Raw genomic sequence first — 22549 nt, 5'->3', positions numbered from 1 at the left:
CAACCGGCCGGTTGCCGGGCCAGTGCGGGGACGAACTCGCCGGTGCGGGAGGTGGGCGCGGTGCCGCTCCGGCCGGATTGCAGTCGCCGGTGACGGTGGCGCCGTTGCGGGAGCTGTCGGCGAGCAGGAAGTAGTCACGGCGACCCACCATCCACAATGGCCCGGGATGATCCTGCCCCGCAGCCTGATCAGGACCGGGTCGACGTCCACACCGACGACTTCGTGACCGGCCTCGGCCAACGCACCACCCACCCGGCCGGGCCCGCAGGCACCATGGCGTCCACGAGGCGGGCTTCCCCGGCCAGGTCCTCACCAGCGCGAGCCATGGCGCGGAAGCGCTCGATGTACCAACTGGAATGACCGGGGTCCGCGGTGACCTTCCGCATCCAGATGCTCTGCTCGACCATGCCCACATTCTCTTGAACCGGAGCAGGTGACCAGCCGCCGCAGGGTTCCGGCGGACGCCCTGCCAAGGTCTGTGCATGCGAACGCTCCTACTCGCCCTCACCGTGATGCTCGGCGCGGGCTGCGCCGCGCCGGTGAGCACTGTCGGCACCCCGGTCACCGGGTTCGTCCGCGTCGACCAAGTCGGGTACACACCCGAGGAGACGAAGAACGTGTACCTGTTGAGCGCGGCCGACCCGGGCGACAGGCCGTTCACGGTGGTCGATGAGGCCGGGAAGACCGTTCTCACCGGCCGGACGGGCACGTCGACGGGCCCGTGGAACGACGGTTTCCACTCGGTGCGCGTGCTGGATGTCTCCGCAGTGCGGACACCGGGCGGCTACCGGGTGCTGGTGGACGGGATCGCGCCGTCTCCGGTGTTCCGGGTCGCGTCGGCCGCTGACCTCTTCGGCCCTCAGGTCGCCGCGAACGTCCGCTTCTTCCAGGCGCAGCGGGACGGCGCGGATGTCGTACCAAGCGTGCTGGGCCGCAGGCCGTCCCACCTCAACGACAGCGAGGCCATGGTTTACGCCACCCCGGCCTACGACGAAGACGAGCTTCATGACGAAAGGCTCACGCCGTCCGGCGGACCGGTCGACGTGGCCGGCGGCTGGTTCGACGCCGGAGACTTCCTGAAGTTCACCCACACCGCGGCCTACAGCGCCGCGGTCCTGCTGATCGCGCAGCGGGATTCGCGCGCGGGCGGCCCGGAACTCGCCGCCGAGACCGGGCACGGCATGGCCTGGCTGGACAAGATGTGGGACGACCGCACCGGCACGCTCTACGCCCAGGTTGGCATCGGCGCCGGCAACGACGAGGTGCGGCCCACCGACCATGACGTCTGGCGCCTGCCCGAGGCCGATGAGGCGCCCGGGGCGGATCCCATGCTGGCCCGGCGGCCCGTGTTCCGCGCGGCCGAACCGGGGCAGCCGATCAGTCCCAACCTCGCCGGCAAGGTCGCTGCGGCCTTCGCGCTCGCCGCCCAGACCGATACCGGCGAAACGGCACACCGCGCGCTCGACAAGGCGGCGAAGGTGTACGCCCTGGCTTCACGGCAACCCACCGATGAGTTGACCACGGCCTATCCGCACGCGTTCTATCCGGAGGACTCCTGGCAGGACGATCTGGAGTTCGCCGCGACCGAGCTCGCGCTCGCCGGACGGGCGCTCGACGACCCGAGAACCCCGGGGTGGATTCAGGATGCCCAGCACTGGGCCGCGGAGTACCTGGCCTCCGACGTGCGGGGCACGCTCGGCGTCGGCGACGTCAGCGCACTCGCGCACGCCGACCTGATCCCGCTCGTCACCGGTACCCAGGTCACCAGGGACGACCTCGTGCGCGATCTGGCGCGCCAACTGGAAGACGGCCGCACCAGGTCGGACAAGGACCCGTTCCGGGCCGGCGCGAGCTACGTGGAGTTCGATTCGGTGCCGCACACCTTCGGCCTCGCCATCACCGCCGAGTTGTACCACCGCGTCACGGGGCAGCACACCTACGACGCCTTCGCCACCCGGCAGCGCAACTGGGTGCTCGGCGCCAACGCATGGGGATCCTCGTTCGTCATCGGGGCGGGCAGCGTGTTCCCGCGCTGCCCGGAGCACCAGGTGGCCAACCTGACCGGCGAGGTGCTGACCGGCGCGGCGGTCAACGGCCCGAACAAGGCGGACAAGTTCACCGAACCGAACCGTTTTCCGGCGATGCGTCAGTGCGCGGTCGCGGATTTCGCCCGTTTCGACGGCCAGGGGGCACGCTACGTCGACGCTGTCGGCGCGTGGCAGAGTGTCGAGCCCGCCGACGATTTCACCGCGACCGCCTTGCTCTACTTCGCGCTTGCCGCAGTGGGCCACAGCTGACCACAGTCCGCACTACGGGGAGAGACCGTCTCACCCCGTGACTACTCGGCGCCTCGCCCGGTACCAGTTCGCCTCCGTCTTCGCAGGTGGTCTCGCCCCGTTCATCATGACCGCGCTGCTCGCCGCGACCGGTAGCGCCTGGTCGGTGGCGCGGTACGTCCTCGGCACGGCGATCGTGACCGTCGTAGCCGTCGCGACGATCAAGAAACGTTTCCGCCGGGACCTCCACCAGACGTCCGAATCCGGGGAAGCCCGTTCGGTGGCGGTCGCCGACACACTCGGAGACGGCGCTCATGCCGCGGCTGCGGGGCCTTTCCGGCCCCGCGGCCGCGCCGCTTCCAGGACTTCAGAAGGAGGAACCCGACCGCGGTCAGGGAACCACGGACCGGGCTTCCGCGAAGTGACACGCCGAGAGGTGCCCGTCGGCGCGCGGTTCCAGCTCCGGCACCTCGGCGGCGCAGACATCCTGCGCCTTCCAGCATCGCGTGCGGAAACGGCAGCCCGAGGGCGGGTCGAGCGGGCTCGGCACATCGCCCTCCAGCCGGATCACCTGCCGCTGCCCGCGCACCTCCGGGTCGGCGACCGGGACCGCCGAGAGCAGCGCCTGCGTGTACGGGTGCGAGGGCCGCTCGTAGATCTCCTCCTCGGTGCCGATCTCCACGATCTTGCCCAGGTACATCACCGCCACGCGCGTGGACAGGTGCCGGACCACGGACAGGTCGTGCGCGATGAACACGTAGGAGAGTCCGAACTCCCCCTGCAGCTCACCGAGCAGGTTCATCACCTGCGCCTGGATCGAGACGTCCAAAGCGGACACCGGCTCGTCGCAGATGATCACCTTCGGACGCAGCGCGAGCGCCCGCGCGATGCCGATGCGCTGGCGCTGCCCACCGGAGAACTGGTGCGGGTAGCGGTTGAGGTGCTCGGGGTTGAGCCCCACCACCTCCAGCAGCTCACGCACCTTCCGCGCGCGCGAACCCTTCGGCGCCACCTCGGTGTGGATCTCGAACGGTTCGCCGACAATGTCGCCGACGGTCATCCGCGGGTTCAGCGACGTGTACGGGTCCTGCAGCACGATCTGGATCTCGCGCCGCAGCTGCCGCAGCTCGGCGCCGCGCAGCTTGAAGATGTCGCGGCCCTCGAACGCCGCCCCGCCGCCGGTCGGCTCTTCGAGCCGCATCAGCACCTGCGCGAGCGTCGACTTGCCGCAGCCCGATTCGCCCACGACACCGAGCGTCTCGCCCGGCAGCAGATCGAACGACACCCCGTCCACGGCCTTGACCTGCCCGACGGTGCGCTTGAACAGCACTCCCTGGCGCACGGGGAAGTGCTTGACCAGGTTCCGCACACTCAGGATCGGCTCAACCACGGTTTCCGACCACCTCTTCGGCGAAGTGACACGCACTGACCCGGCCGAAACCGAGGCGGTGCAACGACGGCCGTTCCTCCGAACAGCGTTGTTCCGCCCGCTCGCACCGCGGGTGGAAGGGGCACCCGGGCGGGATGTCGAGCAGGCTCGGCGGCAGGCCCTTGATCGTCTCGAGCCTCTTCCCCCTGAGGTCGAGCCGCGGCAGCGCGTCCATCAGTGCCGCCGTGTACGGGTGGCCCGGCGAGGAGAACAACTCGTGCACGTCGGCCTGCTCCACGATCCGGCCCGCGTACATCACCGCGATGCGGTCGGCGACCTCCGCGACCACCCCGAGATCGTGCGTGATGAGGATCAGGCCCATCCGCCGTTCCCGCTGGATCTCCGCGAGCAGGTCCAGGATCTGGGCCTGCACGGTCACGTCGAGCGCGGTCGTGGGCTCGTCGGCGATCAGCAGGTCGGGGTCGAGCGCCAGCGACATCGCGATCATCGCCCGCTGGCGCATGCCGCCCGAGAACTGGTGCGGGTAGTCCCTGATGCGCCGCTCGGCGGCCGGGATGCGGACCAGGTCGAGCAGTTCCACGGCGCGTCTTCGAGCGTCCTTCTTGGACAGTCCTTGCCGGACGCGGAGCTGCTCTTCGATCTGGAACCCGACGGTGAACACCGGGTTCAGCGCGGAGAGCGCGTCCTGGAAGATCATCGCGATCTCCGCGCCGCGCAGGTCGCGCCGCCGCTCACCGGTGGCGGTGAGCAGGTCCTCGCCCCGGTAGCGGATCGAGCCGCCGGTGATCACGCCGGGCGGCGTGTCGAGGATGCCCATCACCGTCTGCGCGGTCACGCTCTTGCCGGAGCCCGACTCGCCGAGCACCGCCAGTGTCTCGCCGGCGTGCACGGAGTAGCTGACGCCGTTGAGCACGCTGGCCAGGCCGTCGGAAGTGCGGAACTCCACGTGGAGGTCGTCGACCTCGAGCAGCAACTCGTTGGTTGTTTCCGGCATCGGCCGCTACCTCGACTTCGGGTCGAGCGCGTCGCGGATCCCGTCGCCGAGCATCACGAACGCGAGCACGGTGAGGGTGACGAACGCACCGGGGAACAGGAGCATGTGCGGGTCGGCCCGGAAGTAGTCGCGCGAATCGCTGATCATCACGCCCCACGAGATCACCGGCGGCCGCACACCGATACCGAGGTACGCCAGCGTCGCTTCGGCGCCGATCGCCGCGCCCAGCGCGATGGTGGCATACACCAGCACCGGGGCGAGTGTGTTGGGCAGCAGGTGCCGGAACACGATGCGCGGGGTACCGGCGCCGAGCGCACGGGCGGCCTTCACGTAGTCGAGTTGCTTCGCGACGAGGGTGGCCGAGCGCATGATGCGCATGGCGACCGGCCAGGTCAGCACCGCGATGGAGCAGACCACCTGCACGATGATCGTGACCGCGCCGGGGCTGGAGCCCGGCGCGTTGAACGTCGTGAGGATCACGATCGCGCCGAGCACGAAGGGCAGCCCGGCGAAGATGTCGCCCAGCCGCGAGAGCAGGCTGTCGATCAGCCGGCCGTGGTAACCGGCGATGATGCCGACCAGCGACCCGAAGAGCACAGTCAGGATCGTCGCGAACACGCCGACCAGCAGCGAGGCCCGCGCGCCGTAGATGGTGCGGGCGTACACGTCGTAGCCCTGGTTGTCGTAGCCGAACCACGCGTCGGCCGACGGGCCCTGATTGGCCTTCGTCAGGTCGCTGAAGCCGGCTTCACGGTGGGAGAACAGGCCGGGCGCGATGGCGATGAGCACCACGAGCACGATGATTCCCGCGGAGATCACGAAGGTGGGCTTGCGGCGCAGCTGGCGCCACGCGTCGCCCCACAGGCTGCGGGGCTTCTTCGTCTCGGTCTCGGAGTCGGCGGAGTCACTGATGCGTGACAGCTCCACCGCGTCAGCGACTCCGCTGCCCCCGCCTCCGACGAGGTTGGGTTCAGTCATAACGGATCCTTGGGTCGAGAACGGCGTAGAGCAGGTCCACGATCAGGCTCATCAGCAGGTACACCAGCACGAGCAGCACCACGACGCCGGTCACGGTGGCGCTCTCCCGGTTCTGGATGCCGCGGAAGATGAGGCCGCCGAGCCCGTTGATGTTGAACACGCCCTCGGTCACGATCGCGCCGCCCATCAGCGAGCCGAGGTCGACGCCGAGGAAGGTGAGCACCGGGATCACCGAGTTGCGCAGCAGGTGGATGCCCACCACCCGGCTGTCCGGCTGCCCCTTCGCGATGGCCGTGCGGATGTAGTCGGCGTGGCGGTTCTCCGCGATCGACGTTCTCGTCAGTCTCGCGACGTAGGCCATGGAAAGGCTGCCGAGTGCGATGCCGGGGACGATCAGCTCGCCGAAGGAGGGGTCGTTCGACACGCTCGTGCCGATGATGCCGAGCTCCGTGCCCAGCACGATCTGCAGCACGATCGCGGTGACGAACACCGGGAGCGAGATCAGGAACGTGGTGGAGACCAGCACCAGGTTGTCGAGAAAACCCTTGCCGCGCAGGCCGGTGAGCACACCCGCGGTCACCCCGATGACGGCCTCGATGAGCACCGCGACGAGTGCCAGGCGCAGCGTGATCGGGTACGAGTTGCCGATCAGCTCGCCGACGGAGTTGCCGTTGAAGGTCTCGCCCCAGTCGCCGGCGAAGAGGCTCCCCAGGTACTTGAAGTACTGGACGATCAGGTTGTCGTTCAGGTGGAACTTCTCGGTCATGAGGTCGATGTAGGCCTGGGGGCAGGCCGTCTGACCGCATTTGCCGGAGAAGGGGTCGCCGGGGACTGCCCAGACCAGTGCGTAGATCAGGAAGGTGGTTCCGAAGAACACCGGGATCAGCTGGAGCAGGCGTCGCAGCACGTAACGAATCATGCGCTACTTCCTAGGAGTGCGCGCCGGGCGAGCCGCGGACCGTCCGGCTGGGACGGTCCCCGGCTGCCCTGGTGGCGGGAACGTCGATCAGCGCGTCACTTGGTGACCTCGACCGACGAGTAGTCGGCGCGGCGGCGGAAGTCGAGCGTCACGGTCTTGACGTGGTCGGACTTCGCGGCCACACCCTTCTCGTCCCACACCGGGATCGAGGGCAGGTCCTGGGCGATGAGGTCCTCGGCCTGCTGGTAGATCCTGATCGCGGCGTCCTTGTCCGCCGTGGAATCGGCCTGCTTCAGGAGGTTGTCGACGGCCGGGTTGGAGTAGGTCGAGTCGTTGGACGAGGCACCCGTGCGGTAGATCGGGTTGAGGAAGTCCTCGATCGACGGGTAGTCCGCGGACCAGTCGGAACGGCCCATGCCGGTCAGCTTGTGCCCGGTCACGATGCTGCGCCACTGGCCGAAGTCCGTCGCCGGCACGAAGTCGCACTCGACGCCGAGCACGTTCTTGATGCTGTTGCACGCGGCCACGAGCGGCTCCTTGCGGCCACCGTCGGCATTCGAGGCGATGGTGAGCTTGCCCTTGAAGCCGGACCGCTGGAACGCGGCCTTGGCCGCCGCCGGGTCGAACTTGCAGAACTGGCAGACACCGGGCCGGTACCCGGCGATGCCCTGCGAGACGTAACCGTCCGCGGGCACGTAGGTGTCGTTCATGACGGTCTTGGTGATCTGCGTGCGGTCGATCGCCATCGAGATGGCCTTACGCAGGTCGGGGTTGTTATAACCCGGCACGTAGTACGGGACCGCGATGGCGCTGATGGCGAGCAGGTTGCCGATGACCAGGTTGTTCTTCAGGTCGGCCTTGTACTTGTTGCCGGCAAGCGCCGAAGGCGGGAGCGTCTCGATGAAGTCGACCCGGTTGCTCAGCAGGTCCTGGTATGCGGTCTCCTGACTCGCGTAGATCTTGACGACCAGATCCTTGAACTTGACCTTGTCCTGGCCCTGGTAGTCGTCGAAGCGGGTCAGCCTGATGTCCACGTTGGGCGTGCGGCTCACGAACTTCATCGGGCCGTTGCCGATCGGGTGCGCGGCGAAGGCCTTCGGGTCCTTGAAGAACACGTCCGGCAGCGGCGCGAAGGCCGTGTAGCCGATCTTGGTGGTGAACACCGAGAACGGCGCCTTGAGCGTTACCTCGAACTCGTAGTCGCCCTTCACGACCAGGCCGGACATTTTGTCCGTCGCGGGCTTGGCGTTCTCGTCGGCCGGGTGGACGTCGTCATACCCCTGGATGTTCTCGAAGAAGGTGCTGTTGATCTGGCCGTTGGGCGCGTAGGCGCCGTAGTTCCAGGCGTCCACGAAGTTCTTGGCCTTGACCTCGGTTCCGTCGTGGAACTTCCAGCCCTGCTTGATCTTGATGTCGTAGACCTTCGAATCGGTCGTGGTAATCGACTCAGCCATCTGGTTGTACGGCTGGGCGTTGTCACCCCGGTAGGCGACCAATTCGGAGAACATCGGGTCGACGGCCTTCGAGCCGCCGAGCTCGTTGGTGTTCGTGGGGATCAGCGTGTTCTGCGGTTCGGTGCCATAGACGGTGAAGGTCCCGTTCGGATCCGCCTCACCGGACGACCCGCTCCTGCCGGACCCACCGCCGCACGCGGTGAGTACCAATGACAAGGTCGTCACCACCGCAGCGGCTCCCCAGAATCTGCGTGAACCCCACATGTTCCACCCCGTCTCGAGTTCCGAAAAGTGAGACGCACGGTATCGGGAACCGGCACTTTTTCACCAGATCGCGGGGTTGCGAATGAGTGACGAACATTTTCCTTCACCCGGAAAGAGCACTACCAAGGTAGTAAAGGATCACGGACGGTGCCCGTGCTGATTCGCTCAGACACAAGATAACGCCGGGCGATCGGAGAGGTCGTGGTCACTGACGATCAGCTGGTCCGGACCACCGTCGGCCGCGCTGTTTCCGTGAACACGTGGACGATCACCACGCCCCGCCGAGTGGCGGCAGGCCACGAGCCGGTCAATCTGCCGGATGGGAGCCCGGGGTGTGGCCGAAGGTGCGGCGGAAGACAGCGATGAACGCGCTGGCCGACGACCAGCCGCACCGGTGGGCCACCGTCGTGACCGATTCCTTCTCGGCCAGCAGGACCAGTGCGTGCTGGAGCCGCAACTGGGTGCGCCACTGGGGGAAGGTCATGCCGAGGTCGCTGCGGAACAGCCGGGAAAGGGTGCGGCCGCTGGCGCCGACCTCACGGCCGAGTTCGGCGAGGGTGCGGTTGTCGGCCGGATCGGCTTGCAGGATCTCGAACAGCGCGCGCAGCGGGGGCGAAGCCGGGGTGGGCAGGTGCAACGCCTGCTGGGGACAGGCCCGCAGTTGGTCGAGCAACACCGCGCGCAACCGGGAGCGCTCGGGGCTGTCGTCGTCGGGGGCGTGGGTGTAGGCGATGATCAGTTCACGCAGCAGCGGGCCCACGGCGAGCACGGTCGGGACATCCAGGCCGAGCGGGTTGTCGGTCGCGGGCAGCCCCACCAGATGCAGGTCGAGTTCCCCGTGGGCCTGGTGGGCGTGGACGGTACCGGCCGGCACCCAGATGGCGCGGTCGCCCGGGGCGACCCAGGAGCCCGCGCTGGTCGCGACGGCCACCACGCCCCGGCCCGCGTAGACGATCTGGTGGTCATCGTGCCGGTGGGCGTCGATCACGCCGCCCGACGCCAGCCGGTGGGTGCGCGTCGGAGCGATCGGCGTGTGGCGGATTTGTGTCATTGTTCGGCAGCTTATTGAAAGCGCGACACGAGGGTGGGCCCGGACCATGGCGGGATGCGAAGCAACACCTCGATCAGCCTGCTGGCGATCGGACACGCCTGCGTCGACGTCTACCAGGGCGCGGTGGCGTCCCTGGTCCCGTTCTTCGTCGCCGAGCGCGCCTACGGCTACGCCACTGTCTCCGGCATGGTGCTGGCCGCTTCCTTGCTGTCCTCGGTGGTGCAACCGGCGTTCGGCGCCTTGACCGACCGCCGGGCGATGCCCTGGCTACTGCCGGTCAGCACGCTGCTGGGCGGTGCGGGCGTCGCCCTGAGCGGGGTCAGCGGCTCCTACGGACTGACGGTGCTGTTCGTGGCGATCTCCGGGGTCGGTGTGGCCGCCTACCACCCCGAGTCCGCGCGGGTCGCCCGGATTGCCGGGCAGGGCCGCCACAGCGCCATGGGCTGGTTCTCCACGGGCGGCAATCTCGGCTTCGCCCTGGCTCCGCTCATGGTCGGCGCGGTGGTAGGGGCCGGTGGGCTGCGCCTGACACCGCTGCTGGCGCTGCCCGCGCTCGTGGGCAGCGTGCTGTGCCTGCCGGTGCTGCGCGCGCTGGGACCGCGGCAGGCCGCCGGGACCGCTGTGGCGGGGCCGGCCGAAACGGATGACAGGGCTTCGTTCGTGAAGCTGTCGCTGGCGGTGGCGTGCCGCTCGATCGTCTTCGTGGGACTGAGCGCGTTCCTCTCGCTGTACGCCCGGCAGCGGATGGGCGGCAGCACCGCGGTGGGCACCGTTGCCCTGTTCGTGCTCTACCTCGGGGGCGCGGTCGGCTCCGTGCTGGGCGGGACACTGGCGGGCCGCTGGGGCCGGGTCGCGGTCGCGCGCTGGTCGTACCTGATCACGATCGGCGCGGTCGCGGGCGTGGTGTTCGTGCCGGGCCCGGCCCTGTACCTGTTCGTGGCCCTGACCTCGGCCGGCCTGTACGTCCCCTTCTCGCTGCAGGTCACGCTGGGCCAGGACTACCTGCCCTCGCGGGTCGGCACCGCCAGCGGGATCACCCTCGGTCTGGCCGTCAGCGTCGGCGGCCTGGCCAGCCCCGCCATCGGCAGCCTGGCCGACGCGACCTCGCTGCGGACCGCCTTGGCGCCTCTCATCCTGATGCCGGCCCTGTGCTGGCTGCTGTTTCGCACCCTGCCCGAACCCACCGCGCCACGCCTTGCGGCCGGGCCGCATCCGAACACGGACGACGCCACGGACGCCACAGACGCCACACCCTCCTCCACTCAGAAGTCGGGCCAACGCTGACCGACTTGCGGCTGTCCCGGGGCGAAAGCGTTTTCTTCCAAGTGGTCGGCGGGCAGAATCGGGATCGTGAAACCCATCAGCACCGGGGCACGGCCCGGACAGCCGGAGCTGGTGTGGTACGTCAGCTACGGCTCGAACATGAACGCCGCCCGGTTCGGCTGCTACCTCGCAGGCGGGACACCCGCTGGCGCGCAGCGCGGGTTTCCGGGCTGCCGGAACCCGCACCCGCCCATCGCGACGCGCGGGTGCCACCTGCCCGGTGGGATCTACTTCGCGACCGAGTCGCCGGTCTGGGGTGGCGGTCGCGCGTTCCACGATCCGGCGTTGCCCGGGACGACGCCGGCGCGGGCGTACCTGATCACCGCGGGTCAGTTCGCCGATGTCGCCGCCCAGGAGATGTACCGGGAGCCCGACGGCGACCTCGACCTGTCCGGCGTGCTCGCCACCGGCCGGGTCCAGCTAGGTCCAGGCCGCTACGAAACCTTGCTGTGCGGCGGTGAGCTCAACGGACACCCGATGCTGACGTTCACCGCGCCCTGGTCCGCCACCGATGTCGAACTCGTCGCACCCTCAGCCGGGTACCTGCGGATGCTGGCCACCGGCCTGTGCGACGCGCACGGCTGGGACATCACCCGCGCGGCCGGCTACCTCGCCGAACTGCCCGGTGCCCTCGGCACGTGGACACCCCAGAGCATCGCCGCCGTCCTCGACGGCTCGCAGGCCGGCTCCGGGTGAACCCACGAACCGCACTTCCGGCTGCCTTCTTCGTCAAACCGCTGCGCCAGCAGGGAAAATCGCGGCGCCGGGATTACTCCGGGGCACGCTCCATTTCCCGAAGCTCGCCCTCGACGACGAGCGCGGCCTGCCGCAGCTGACGGTCGGCGGCGACGATCTCGCTCCGGCCGAGCACCGCGTTGAGCGTGTCGCTGATCTTGAGCACCTCGGCGCCCATCTCCTCCAGTGCGGCGAGCCCGGCCTTGGTGACCTCGAGGGAGAGAGCGCGCTCGCTCTCCGGGTGCGCGCCACGGGCGACGAAACCGCGCTTCTCCAGCTGAGTGACGATGCGGGTCATCGTCTGCGGGCGGGCGTAGCAGCGCCGGGACAACTGGGCGAGCGTGAGGTGCGGCCGGTTGGCCAGTATCCGCAGGGCCGTGTAGCTGGACAGCGTCATGTTCCACGGCCGCAGCCGCGTATTCCCGATCCTCGAGACCGCGCGCTCAAGCCGGAACACGGCGTCGATCAGGGAGGACGCCTCGTCCATGTCGCTCGCCGCCCGCGACAGCGAGCGACCGTCGTCGAACGGGTCGATGTAGGGCAAGGAATCGGTCACCCCTGCAGCCTAGAGGCGACGCGGATCAGGGTTCTCAGCATGCTTGCTTTCATATCCGCAAGCTTATATCATCTCAGCATGCTTACATCTGCTCGGTTCCGGTCCGTACTCGGGCACTTCCCCAGCGGCGTCGTGGCGATCACCGGGCGCGACGCGAAGGGCGGACCGGCGGGAATGGCCGTCTCGTCGTTCACGTCGGTTTCGCTCGACCCGCCTTTGGTGGCGTTCCTGCCCGGCAAGACGTCCTCGACGTTTCCCGTCATCGCCCGGCGCGGAACGTTCTGCGTGAACGTCCTCGCCGTCGGCCAGGAAGACCTCTGCCAAGCGCTGGCGGTGCCCGGCGCGGACAAGTTCGCGGGCGTGGACTGGCACCCCGGGCCGCACGGAGATCCCGTGCTCGACGGGGTCGTGGCCTGGATCGGCTGCACGATCGAGGCCATGCACGACGCCGGCGACCACCGCATCGTCATCGGCCGCGTCGACGACCTGGCCGCAGGCACCGCGGCGGAGCCGCTGCTGTTCTTCCGCAGGCGCTACCACCACCTCGCGGCCGCCTGAACCGCTTTCCCTGCTACCGGACACCTACTGACGTCCTCGCCCGCCGTCCACTTCGTCCCTTTCCACGGAGGCCGGTTCATGACCACGCTGACCCTGTCCGACGCCCGCGCCCTCGTCGTGGTCGCGATGACCGGCACGGGACACACTCCCGACGAAGCCGCGATCATCGCCGACCACCTGCTCGACTGCGAACTGCGCGGACTGTCGTTCGGCGGGCTCGCTCGCGCGGTGTCCATTGTGGAACGTGTCCGCGCCACCCGCGAGCCGCCGCAGCCGATCCGGGTCGTCGCCGAAACGCCCGTGTCGGCGACCCTCGACGGCGGCGACCGGGTGGGCTACCTCGTCGGCATCCGTGCGCTCGAACTGGCGGTGGCGAAGGCAGGCGCCCACGGAATCGCCCTCGTCGGCGCCCGCAACACCTGGTACACCGGCATGTTCTCCTACTACCTGGAGAAGGCCGCCGCGGCCGGGCTCGCCGGGATGATCGCGGGCAGTGGACCCGCGGTGGTCGCCCCGCACGGTGGTACCGAGGGTCGGTTCGGCACGAACCCGATCGCGTTCGGGTTCCCCGCCGCGCCCGCGCCGGTCATCTGGGACATCGGCACCTCGGCGGTGATGTACGGCGAAGTGGTGCTGAAGGCGCGGCTCGGCGAGAAACTCGAACCGGGCCAGGCCTATGACGCCGGCGGGGCCCCGACACTCGACCCCACCGCGGCCCTGGCGGGCGCGTTCGGTGTGTGGGGCGGGCACAAGGGTTCCGGACTGGCACTGGTCGTGCAGTTGCTCGGGATGCTGAGCGGCGCGGGCGCCGCTCCGGAAGGCATCTCCGACTGCGGTTTCCTGATGCTGCTGATCGATCCGGCCGCCCTCACCGACGCCGACGACTACCGACGCCGCGTCACCGAGTTCGCCGCGTCCGTCCGCGCGACCACGCCGGTCGAAGGGGGCTCCGCCATCCGGGTTCCGTTCGACCGGTCCGCGGCGTGCCGCGAGGAGACGTTGCGGCGCGGCACGATCGACGTGGCCGACACGGTGGTCGCGGCACTGCGGAAGGCCGCGCATGAGTGACCACCCCGATGGCTTCACGATCGCGCCGACCCCTTCGGGCCGCCTGCTCCGCGGCGGCTGCGCACCCGCCGCCCCGACCACTTCGCCCGGCACCAGGCCGGGCTGACCCACGACCCAGGCCCCGCACGGCATGGGCACGACGAACAACACGAACAAGGAGGAACAATCATGGTCGAGTTCTTCACGGGGCTGCAGCCCCTCGAGCCGAGCGAGACCGGCCCGGACGAGATGATCGCACGGGTCCGGGAGCTGGACCGTTCCGAGGTGATCGACCGCGTACTGGTCGGCTACTCCTCGACCTGGCCGCACAACCACGCGACCGCACCGTTCGCGCTCGCCCTGACGGAGAAGTTCTCGCCGATCGTCGCGCACCGGCCCGGGGTCATGCCGCCGGTGGCCGCCGCGCGCTACTTCGCCACGCTCGACGTGCTGGCCCGCGGCCGGCTCGCCATCAACGTGGTCGTCGGCGGGTCCGACAAGGACCTCCGCCGCGAATCGGACAGCCTGCCCAAGAGCGAGCGCTACCGGCGGGCGGTCGAATACCTCGACGTCGTCCGCCGCACCTGGGCCTCACCCGAGCCGTTCGACCACCGCGGCGAGTACTACACGGCCGACGCCGTGAAGATCCTGACCAAGCCCGCCCAGGGCCAGGTGCCGATCTTCATGGGCGGCGAGAGCGCGGACGCGGTGGACTTCGGCGCGCGCCACGCGGACCTGTACATGCTGTGGGGCGAGCCGTTCGCGGGCACGAAGGAACGCGTCGAACGGGTCACCGCCGCCGCCGAGGGACACGGCCGGAACATGCGGTTCTCGCTGAGCCTGCGCCTGTTCCTCGGCGACACCGACGACGACGCCTGGGCTCAGGCCCGCGCGGCCGAGCGGCAGATCGCCGAAGGCAGCGGCCGGTTCCTCCGCTCGTCATCGACCGACACCTCGGCCGGGCGTCAGCGAGCGCTCGCGCTCACCGACGAGGAGCTGCACGACGACTGCTTCTGGACCGGCCTGACGAAACTGCTCGGCGGATTCGCCAACTCCCAGGCGCTCGTCGGCACCGAGGAGCGCATCCTGAACACGTTGGGCACCTACCGCGACCTCGGCGTCGACGCCTTCCTGGTGACCACCGGCGCCGAGGCGGCCTGGGACCCGGGGCTGGAGAGCTTCCTGGCCCGGGCGAAGAAGGAACTGGCATGACCGGAACCGTCCCGCGGAGCGACCCCGCCGAGGACACCACCGAGGACACTGCCGAGGACACCACCGAGGACACCGTCGGCGGGCTACTCGCGGCCCGCGCGCGAACGCTTCCCGGCAAAACCGCGCTCGTTTTCGACGACGGCGAGCTGACCTACGGCGAGCTGGACCGTGTGGTGTCCGAGGTGGCCCGCGGTCTGCTCGCGCTCGGCGCCGGGCGCGGCGATTCGGTGGGCATCCTGCTGCCCAACCGCGCCGAGTACCTGCTCACCTGGTTCGGTGCCGCCCGCGCCGGGCTCGTCGAGGTCCCCGTCAACACGGCCTACAAGGGCCGCTTCCTCGACCACGCGCTGCGCGGCACCGACGTGCGGATCCTCGTCACCGAGGCCGCCCTCCTCGGCCTCGTCGCGGACCTCCCCGAACTACCGGGCACGCTCACCACGGTGGTCCTGCTCGACGACGCCGTGCCCGGCCGCACCCTGCCCGGGGTCCGTGTGCTGACCTGGCGTGAGCTACTCGCCGCCGGAGACCCGGCACGCGCGCTCCCCCAGGTCGGCGCCGCGGATCCGGTGGCCATCATGCTCACCTCCGGCACCACCGGCCGCAGCAAAGGCGTCGTGTACCCGAACCGCATGCAGGTCGTCGCCGCGCGGGAATGTGCCGCGCAGATGGGCACAACTGCCGACGAGCGGCTCTACACCTGCCTGCCGCTGTTCCACGGTGCCGCCCAGGTGAACATCACGCTGCACGGCCTGCAGGCCGGCGCGACCGTGGTGCTGGGCCGCCGGTTCTCCGCCGGCCGCTTCTGGGACGAGCTGCGCGCACACCGCGTGACCCAGTTCAACGCGCTGGGCTCGATCCTGCCGGTGCTGCTCTCACGGCCACCGGCCGACTCCGACCGAGACCACCAGGTGAAGCGCGTGTTCGCCGCGCCCGCGCCCCCGCAGGTGCTGCGTCCGTTCGAGGAACGCTTCGGGGTGCACGTGGTCGAAGGCTACGGGCTCACCGAGATCAAGAACGTGCTCTACAACCCGCTGGCCGCCCGCAAGATCGGCTCGATCGGACTGCCCACCGAATCGTCCATAATGGAGATCCACGACGAGTCCGGGCTGCCCACCGCACCGGGGCAGGCCGGGGAGATCGTGTACCGGCCGCGCCTGCCGCACATCATGTTCTCCGGCTACCACCGCGATCCGGAGTCGACCCTCGCCACCATGCGCGACCTGTGGTGGCACACCGGGGATCTCGGCTACACCGACGAGGACGGGTACTTCTACTTCATCGACCGGAAGAAGGACGCGCTGCGCCGCCGTGGGGAGAACATTTCCTCCCACGAGGTCGAATCGGTCCTGCTCGCCTACCCCGGCGTGATCGCCGCGGCGGCCGTCGCCACGCCGTCGGAGCTGGGTGAGGACGAGGTACTCGCCGTGCTGCAGCTGGACTCCGGACGGCAGGTCGACTTCGCCGAGTTGTTCGCGCACTGCGACCGGTCCATGCCGCACTTCATGGTCCCCCGCTACTACCGCGTCGTCGACCGACTGCCCGTCACCCCGACCGGCAAGGTGCGCAAGGCCGACCTCCGTGGCCAGGGCCGGGGCGAAGCCTGGGACGCGCAGGCCGCCGGACTCACGCCCGCCCGCCATGTCTGAGGGGAACGTCGTGCGCATCCGCGAGATCGCGCCACGCCTGGCCTTCCAGAGCCACCTCGTCCCGACCGAGGTCAAGGTCGAGCTGGTGCGGCGCCTGGCCGATGCCGGGATCCGAGCGTTCGAGCTGTCCTCGTTCGTGCGGCCCGACCTGATCCCGGGGCTCGCCGACGCGGAAGAGGTCTTCGCGAAGGCCGCAGACGTGCCAGGGCTGAGCCTCGGCTGCTGTGTCGGCAACGCCCGGGGTCTCGCGCGCGCGGCCGACGCGGGCGCGGACAGCGCGGCTTTCCTGCTGTCGGCCGACGAGCACTTCGCTCGCGCCAACATCGGTCGCTCCACTGTGGACTCACTGGTGGAACTCGAGCGCATGGCCGCCTACGCCGCCGACCACGGCATCGTGCTCGCCACGTACGTGATCTTCGCCTGGGGCGGCCCCACCGGGCCCGCACGCAGTGGGGAGGATCTCGAAACGCTGGCCCGCCGGCTCCTCGACATCGGCGTCGACCACTGGATCCTCGCGGACTCGTCGGGTTACGCGGCACCACGGCAGATCCGCGAGGTGGTCACCACCGCACTCCAGCACGTCCCCGCCGAGAACCTGACCGTGCAGATCCACGACGCGCGCGGCATGGGCCTTTCCGCACTGCTCCCCTTGCTCGACCTCGGTATCCGCACCATCGACACCGCGCTCGCAGGCAGCGGCGGGCACCCGGCCATGCCGGGCGCTCAAGGGGGCGGGCTGTGCACCGAGGACGCCGTCCAGTTGCTGGAACTCTCCGGAGTCCACACCGGAATCGACCTGCCGCGGCTGGTGGAATCGGCGAACTGGCTGGCGACCGAAGTGGGTGCCCCGTGCAAGGGATTCGTCCGGCACACCGGCCCGGTACCGCGGGACGGCCAGACCACGAAGCCGCTCGCTTTCACGTGGTGACAGCGCAACCGGCAAGAAGCGCACGCTGAAGAGGAGTACCCGGTGCTTTACGAACTGTCCCAACTCGCACTGAAGCTCTACACGGTGCCGAAGGCACTGTCCTCGTTGGAGGCCTACACCACGAGCACCGGAACCAGCGGCAAGCTGCTCGGCTGCTGGGAGACCGAGCACGGCGTCATCGTCGGCCGGGTACTCCTGCTCCGGGAGTTCGAGGACGCCGATACGCTCGCCAGGGAGCGGCAACGGATTCTCAGCAGCTCCGATCCCTTCGGGGTCGGCGAACACCTGGAGTCGTTCAGGATCGAAAGCCACGCGCCGTTCCCGTTCGTCCCTCCCGTCCAAACCGGACGGTTCGGCGACGTCTACGAATTCCGCACCTACGAACTCAAGGTCGGAGGGCTGCTCCCCACCATGGCGGGCTGGGAGGCGGCGCTACCCGAGCGCACGAAGCTCTTCCCGCTCACCACCGCGATGTACGGACTGGACGGAGTCCCGCGCATCACCCACATCTGGCCGTTCCCCGACCTCAACGAACGACTGGCCATCCGGCGTGAGTCCTACCGACGCGGGATCTGGCCACCCGAGAACGGCCCGGAAAACATCGCGCACGCGACGTCCACCATCGCGATTCCGACCGCGTTCTCGCCCTTGCACTGAGCCGCGCGAGCACGGTGGCGCGATCACGGGCGGCACCGGTGCGTTCGGACCGGACCGGGTGCGGTCACGACTTCAGCCGGGCCATGGCGAGGTCATGCGCGGCCTGGGTGGTGGAGATGTTCTCCCGATCGGCGCGGGCGAGCACCTCGCGGATCACGTCACCGACGCCGAGCACCCGGTTCCTGGCCTGCTCGAAATCGTGGCCGAGCAGTTGCTCCGCCAGGAAGATCAGGCCACCGGCGTTGACGCAGAAGTCCGGCGCGTAAAGGATGTCCCGGTTCGCCAGGGCCGGTGCGTGCTCCGGCGCACCGAGGACGTTGTTCGCGCCGCCGGCGATCACCTGGCAACGCAGGGTGGGAATCGTGGCGTCGGTGACGATTCCGCCGAGCGCGCACGGGGCGAACACGTCGCAGTCGAGCGCCGGCAGGTCGGCGGGGTCCACCACCCGGGCGCCCGTCTCGGCCGCGAGGTGTTCGGTCCGATCGGGCAGAACGTCGGCTACGGTCACGTCCGCACCTTCGGTGACGAGCAGCCGCACCAGCGCGGCGCCGACGTGCCCCGCGCCCTGGACGTTCACCCGGAGCCCACCGAGATCGGTCCGGCCGAGACGATGCCGCACGCAAGCACGGATTCCCTCCAGGACACCGAGCGCGGTCATCGGCGACGGATCGTCCTGTGCGCAGACCGGGGATGTCTCCTCGCCGATCACCGCGATGTCCGGCTGCGTCGTGCCGACGTCGTTGACGGGGATGAACCGGCCGCCGAGCGTGGCGATCGCCCGTCCGTGCGCGCGGAGCAGGGCGTCCGTCTTGTCCTCGCGCGGGTCGCCGAGGATGACGCTCCAGCCGCCGCCGAGGTCGAGCCCCGTCGCCGCCGCTTTGAGCGTCATCGCCTTGGCGAGGGACTTGCACTCGGCGATGGCGGCGTCCTCGGTGGGGTACGGCCGCATGCGCACGCCACCGAGCGCGGCGCCCAGCGTCGTGTCGTGCACGGCGACGACCGAGCGCAGGCCGGTCTCCTCGTCGTGGCACAGCAGGACCTGCTCGAAACCTTCCGCCGCCAGTTCGTCAACGGTCACGCGCGTCCCCTTTTTGCTTGTCCGACTTGGGTTTTCTGCGCGCCACCGCGACCCCCGCGAGGCACATCGCCCCGCCGGCGAAGGACAGTGGCGCGGGTATCTCGCCGACGGCCACCCACGACAGGAGGATCACCACCACGGGGACCAGGTAGGTGGTGGCGCCCATCCGGCCCGCGGTCGTCCGCGAGAGCGCGTACGCCCACGTGGAGAAGGCGAGCGCGGTGGGGAACAGTCCCAGGTAGAGGATCGCCCCGATCGCCCGCGGTGGCGCCGAAGAGATCTCACCGACCACGTTCCCGGCGAACGGCAGGCAGGCGACGGCGCCGATCGCGCTGCCGAACGCGGTGACCTGGAGTGCGGAAGCGTGCCGCAGAGCGGGTTTCTGCGCGATGACCCCGGCCGCGCTGCCGACCGCGGCCAGCAGGCACAGCAGGACTCCGGTGACGCTGGCTTCCCCGCCGCCCGACGAGGCGAACCCGACCAGCACGGCGCCGGCGAACGCCAGCGGGATCCCGGCGATCAGTTGCGGGGGGAAGCCCTCGCCCAGCAGCCATCCGCCGAGCACCGCCATGAGGATCGGGCCGACATTGATGACCAGGGACGCGGTGCCCGCGTCGATCCGCTGCTCACCCGCGTTGAGCGCGACCATGTACACGCCGAACCACAGGATTCCGGACGTGACGATGCCCGGCCACGCCGCCCGTGGCGGAAAACCCTCCCTGCGCACCAGGAGAACTCCGCCGAGCGCGAGCGCTCCGGTGACCAGCCGGCCGAGCGCGAGCACCCCCGGGGAGAGGTAGGAGCCCGCGTCCCGGATCACCACGAACGCCGACGACCAGAGCACCACGGTCACCGTGGCCGCCAGCAACGCCTTGACCTCGGTGCGCCGCTGGGCCGCCGCCGTGTTCAAGCCCGGTCTCCCGTCATTGCTCCGTCAGTTCGCTGTCCGCGCCGATACGGGCGCAAATCATAGCGACGCGGGCGGAAGCGCGCAGCGGAGCACGCCGAGTTCGGCTTCCGCCTCGGTCCGTCCGCCCGGCAGCAGCAAAAGTGTGCAGGCCCGTTCGTGACGTGCGCCGATGCGCTCCCAGCGCTCCACGGCTTCTCGCAGCGCGGCGGTGTCGCGGCGCAGGCGTCCGTGTGCCCTGGCCAGGCATGCGGCGGCCCAGGCGTTCTCCCGGCCCGCCGGAGCGGCGGCGGCGAGCCACGCGGGCGCGTCGGGCAACCCGGCCACAACCGCCGCCTCGGCCGCGACAGCCCACGCGTACGCGTCGTAGAACTGGTGCGGCGCCTGGTCCCACGCGGGCAGGGCAGTGGGGTTCACGGCCGCGGCGACGGCTTCGGCGCAGGCGCCCCGCCACAGCGCCTCTCGTGGCGCGGCGAAGGCGGCGAAGCTCTCATAGAGTCCACTATGGACGCCGGGATCGGACATCGCGCGGGCCCGGTCCAGCCAGCCGTCGTGTTCCGCCCGCTGCGCGCGCAGGCCGTGCACCAGGCCCGCGGCGTGCACCGCGGGAGCCATCCAGCGAGCGGTGGGACGTCCGACGCGCACCCAGGCGTCCCACATGATCCGGGCATACTCGAGAGCCTCGTCGAACCGGCCGGTCAACGTCAGCGGGATGACGAGCTTGCTCGCCCGCATGTACTCGCCGCGCAGCTCGTCCTCCCAGGACCGCTCGGCGGCGCGGATCGCACCGGGCAGGCTGCCGGCCGCCAGCGCGACCAGCGGAACCACGTGCAGGGTGTCGACGATCTCGACGCCGATGCGCGGATCGTGCCGGGGCAGCCGGTCAAACAGCCGGAGGCGCTCGTCGCAGGCACGATAGGCGTCGGCGAAGCGGCCCGCCGAGCCGTCGGCACTGCTGACCGCGTCCAGCGCCGCCGAGACGAGGACCGCTTCACCCGTTGCCCGTGCGGCCTCCAGCGCGACCTCGGTGAGGGCCGGATCCGGGGTGGTCTTGAGGCCGGTCGCGTTCCACGCCCTCGCGGCGGCGAGGTAGGCCCCGGCCAGCGGGTCGTCCGCGGGTGCGGCGCCCTCTGCCTCCGCCATGAGCTCGCAAAGCCGTTCATGCGGCACCAGATCGGTGAAGGTGGCGGGAAAGCGGTTTCCCACGCACACCGCGTAGGCCAGCGCGATCGCCTGGCCGGCGGGATCGCCGCCGAGACGGGACCGGCGCGCGGCCTCCAGCAGCAGGGCGAACGCGGGTTCGCCGCGATGTTCGGTCATGGCGACGTCCGCCGCCGTGCGCAGGTCCACCGCGGCCGTTCGGTCGTCCGGTGCGAGTGCGGCCGCCCGCTCGAACGTGGTGCGGGCTTCCACCAGGAACTGCCGCGCGTAAAGCAGTTCGGCCAGCGCACGGGCGAGGCGGTGCGGCTGTTCCCCGGCGTCGGTGGCGGCGCGGACCGCGGCACGGAGGTCGTCGGCGATCCGGTCGAACCGCGCACGCCAGGGCTTGCCGTCTTCGACCCGGGCACGCAGCCCGGCGGCCGTGGTCGCCGCCCATTCCCGCCGCCGCGCGGTCACTTCCGGCAGCTCGCCGGAATCCGTCAGCCGCGCGATCGCGAATTCCCGGACCGGCCGGGGCAGCCGCCACTCGCCGTCCCGCCGGACGAGCAGTTCCCGCGCCGCGAGGCGGTCGAGGCGGGCAGCGGCCTCGTCCACCGGAACCGCGGCGAGAGCGGCGGCCATGCCGACGTCGAATCCTTGGCAGTACAGGGAAATCCCGCGGAGGAACCGTTGCTCGTCCCCCGGCAGCCGTTCGTAGGCCCACGCGAGGACGTCCTGCAGGCAAGCCGGACCTGTGACACCGAGGCTTTGCGTGTCTTCGCCCGCCGACAGGATCGCGGTCGCGAGGGGAACCGGTGGTCCGTCATGGTGCGTGGGCACCACCTGCTCCCCGGGGAGGCCGAGAGGATGCTCCGCGGTGGTGAGGATGACGAGTTCGGGGCAACTCGCCAGCAGGTGCCCGGCGAGTGACGCGGCCTCGGACGGGCTCGCGTCGCAATGGTCGAGCACGAGCATGCAGCGACCTTCGCGCAGCGGGCCGCACAGCGCTTCGGCCAGGGGTTCCGCGGGGCGTTCGGTGACGTCCAGCGCGGTGGCGACGGCCTGGGCGAAAGTGCCGGAAAGCGGACCGAGTCCGGCGATCCACACACCTGCCGGGAATCCGGGCGAAACTTTTCGCACACCGGCCACGGCGAGTCGCGTCTTCCCAGCTCCGGGCGGGCCGGTCAGGGTGACCAACCTGTGTGCCGACAGAGCTTCCCCCAGGTGAAAAAGTCCTTTTTGAATATCGGAGCTCATCTCGCCGAGTCGCGGCCCGCTGGTCCAGTCCACTCCCGCCATTATGCACAAGGGTGTTGTTACCGACAAGTGATCTCAGCTCGTGGTCTCGATCTTCGCATGACCGCGGGAAGATCGGGATCTCTCCCGTCGATCCGTTTTCACGGCACGGCCCTCCGCGTCACTCGTTTGGTGGAATT

The 22549-nt window shown here is 69.9% G+C and carries 19 protein-coding genes and 1 pseudogene; 9 read left to right on the top strand and 11 right to left on the bottom strand.

Annotated elements, in window-relative coordinates:
* Nucleotides 1–142: 142 nt before the first annotated feature.
* Nucleotides 143–407 (bottom strand): annotated as a pseudogene (locus FNH05_RS03250) (class I SAM-dependent methyltransferase); the annotation flags it as partial.
* A gap of 75 nt (nt 408–482) precedes the next feature.
* Between FNH05_RS03250 and FNH05_RS03245 the strand changes: the two are divergent.
* Entirely contained in the window at nt 483–2297 is a 1815-nt protein-coding gene (locus tag FNH05_RS03245; RefSeq protein ID WP_144585751.1) for a glycoside hydrolase family 9 protein, read from the top strand.
* 370 nt (nt 2298–2667) lie between these two features.
* Here FNH05_RS03245 and FNH05_RS03235 read toward each other — a convergent pair whose 3' ends face one another.
* The 6 genes from FNH05_RS03235 to FNH05_RS03210 all read right to left on the bottom strand — a co-directional run bounded on the left by FNH05_RS03235 (nt 2668) and on the right by FNH05_RS03210 (nt 9326).
* Complete coding sequence (locus tag FNH05_RS03235) at nt 2668–3666, bottom strand: ABC transporter ATP-binding protein (protein ID WP_144585750.1); 999 nt, start codon at nt 3664–3666, stop codon at nt 2668–2670.
* A complete protein-coding gene (locus FNH05_RS03230) occupies nt 3659–4660 on the bottom strand; it encodes an ABC transporter ATP-binding protein (protein WP_144585749.1) in 1002 nt (333 codons plus the stop codon). Before FNH05_RS03230 ends, FNH05_RS03235 begins: the two co-directional genes overlap by 8 nt.
* Nucleotides 4661–4666: 6 nt before the next feature.
* Nucleotides 4667–5638, bottom strand: coding sequence for an ABC transporter permease (locus FNH05_RS03225; protein ID WP_144585748.1), 972 nt, complete (start codon nt 5636–5638; stop codon nt 4667–4669).
* Nucleotides 5631–6557 carry an ABC transporter permease gene (locus tag FNH05_RS03220; RefSeq protein ID WP_144585747.1) on the bottom strand — a complete coding sequence of 309 codons (927 nt, stop codon included), beginning with the start codon at nt 6555–6557 and terminating at the stop codon, nt 5631–5633. The genes FNH05_RS03225 and FNH05_RS03220 overlap by 8 nt, the downstream gene beginning before the upstream one ends.
* Before the next feature lie 95 nt (nt 6558–6652).
* Entirely contained in the window at nt 6653–8275 is a 1623-nt protein-coding gene (locus tag FNH05_RS03215) for a peptide ABC transporter substrate-binding protein (RefSeq protein ID WP_144585746.1), read from the bottom strand.
* A gap of 307 nt (nt 8276–8582) precedes the next feature.
* Nucleotides 8583–9326 carry a helix-turn-helix transcriptional regulator gene (locus FNH05_RS03210; RefSeq protein WP_144585745.1) on the bottom strand — a complete coding sequence of 248 codons (744 nt, stop codon included), beginning with the start codon at nt 9324–9326 and terminating at the stop codon, nt 8583–8585.
* Between the two features lie 54 nt (nt 9327–9380).
* Between FNH05_RS03210 and FNH05_RS03205 the strand changes: the two genes are divergently transcribed.
* Nucleotides 9381–10610 carry an MFS transporter gene (locus FNH05_RS03205; protein WP_144585744.1) on the top strand — a complete coding sequence of 410 codons (1230 nt, stop codon included), beginning with the start codon at nt 9381–9383 and terminating at the stop codon, nt 10608–10610.
* 66 nt (nt 10611–10676) lie between these two features.
* Nucleotides 10677–11345, top strand: a complete 669-nt coding sequence (locus tag FNH05_RS03200; protein ID WP_246127482.1) for a histone deacetylase — start codon at nt 10677–10679, stop codon at nt 11343–11345.
* A gap of 73 nt (nt 11346–11418) precedes the next feature.
* On the opposite strand, the gene FNH05_RS03195 is transcribed toward FNH05_RS03200, so the two are convergent.
* On the bottom strand, nt 11419–11940 hold the full coding sequence (locus FNH05_RS03195; RefSeq protein WP_144585742.1) for a MarR family winged helix-turn-helix transcriptional regulator: 522 nt from the start codon (nt 11938–11940) through the stop codon (nt 11419–11421).
* A gap of 78 nt (nt 11941–12018) precedes the next feature.
* On the opposite strand from FNH05_RS03195, the gene FNH05_RS03190 reads away from it, so the two are divergent.
* The 6 genes from FNH05_RS03190 (at nt 12019) to FNH05_RS03165 (ending at nt 17988) form a co-directional block, all read left to right on the top strand.
* Complete coding sequence (locus tag FNH05_RS03190) at nt 12019–12498, top strand: flavin reductase family protein (RefSeq protein WP_144585741.1); 480 nt, start codon at nt 12019–12021, stop codon at nt 12496–12498.
* 78 nt (nt 12499–12576) lie between these two features.
* A complete protein-coding gene (locus FNH05_RS03185) occupies nt 12577–13566 on the top strand; it encodes an Ldh family oxidoreductase (protein WP_144585740.1) in 990 nt (329 codons plus the stop codon).
* Between the two features lie 168 nt (nt 13567–13734).
* Entirely contained in the window at nt 13735–14757 is a 1023-nt protein-coding gene (locus FNH05_RS03180) for an LLM class flavin-dependent oxidoreductase (RefSeq protein WP_144585739.1), read from the top strand.
* Nucleotides 14754–16403: an AMP-binding protein gene (locus tag FNH05_RS03175; RefSeq protein WP_144585738.1), complete on the top strand. Its 1650-nt coding sequence runs from the start codon at nt 14754–14756 to the stop codon at nt 16401–16403. The genes FNH05_RS03180 and FNH05_RS03175 overlap by 4 nt, the downstream gene beginning before the upstream one ends.
* Nucleotides 16396–17331: a beta/alpha barrel domain-containing protein gene (locus tag FNH05_RS03170; protein WP_144585737.1), complete on the top strand. Its 936-nt coding sequence runs from the start codon at nt 16396–16398 to the stop codon at nt 17329–17331. Before FNH05_RS03175 ends, FNH05_RS03170 begins: the two co-directional genes overlap by 8 nt.
* A gap of 42 nt (nt 17332–17373) precedes the next feature.
* Nucleotides 17374–17988, top strand: a complete 615-nt coding sequence (locus FNH05_RS03165) for an NIPSNAP family protein (RefSeq protein WP_144585736.1) — start codon at nt 17374–17376, stop codon at nt 17986–17988.
* A 64-nt stretch (nt 17989–18052) separates the two neighbouring features.
* On the opposite strand, the gene FNH05_RS03160 is transcribed toward FNH05_RS03165, so the two are convergent.
* Genes FNH05_RS03160 through FNH05_RS03150 form a run of 3 tightly spaced genes read right to left on the bottom strand, consistent with a single transcriptional unit; the run spans nt 18053 to nt 22253 of the window.
* Nucleotides 18053–19066: a Leu/Phe/Val dehydrogenase gene (locus FNH05_RS03160; protein WP_144585735.1), complete on the bottom strand. Its 1014-nt coding sequence runs from the start codon at nt 19064–19066 to the stop codon at nt 18053–18055.
* Entirely contained in the window at nt 19056–19976 is a 921-nt protein-coding gene (locus FNH05_RS03155; RefSeq protein ID WP_144585734.1) for a DMT family transporter, read from the bottom strand. The genes FNH05_RS03160 and FNH05_RS03155 overlap by 11 nt, the downstream gene beginning before the upstream one ends.
* 57 nt (nt 19977–20033) lie before the next feature.
* Nucleotides 20034–22253 carry a hypothetical protein gene (locus FNH05_RS03150; protein WP_144585733.1) on the bottom strand — a complete coding sequence of 740 codons (2220 nt, stop codon included), beginning with the start codon at nt 22251–22253 and terminating at the stop codon, nt 20034–20036.
* Nucleotides 22254–22549: the final 296 nt, after the last annotated feature.

The organism is Amycolatopsis rhizosphaerae (genome assembly GCF_007713715.1).
Lineage (GTDB): Bacteria > Actinomycetota > Actinomycetes > Mycobacteriales > Pseudonocardiaceae > Amycolatopsis_E > Amycolatopsis_E rhizosphaerae.
This window is presented reverse-complemented; position numbering and strand designations above follow the sequence as displayed.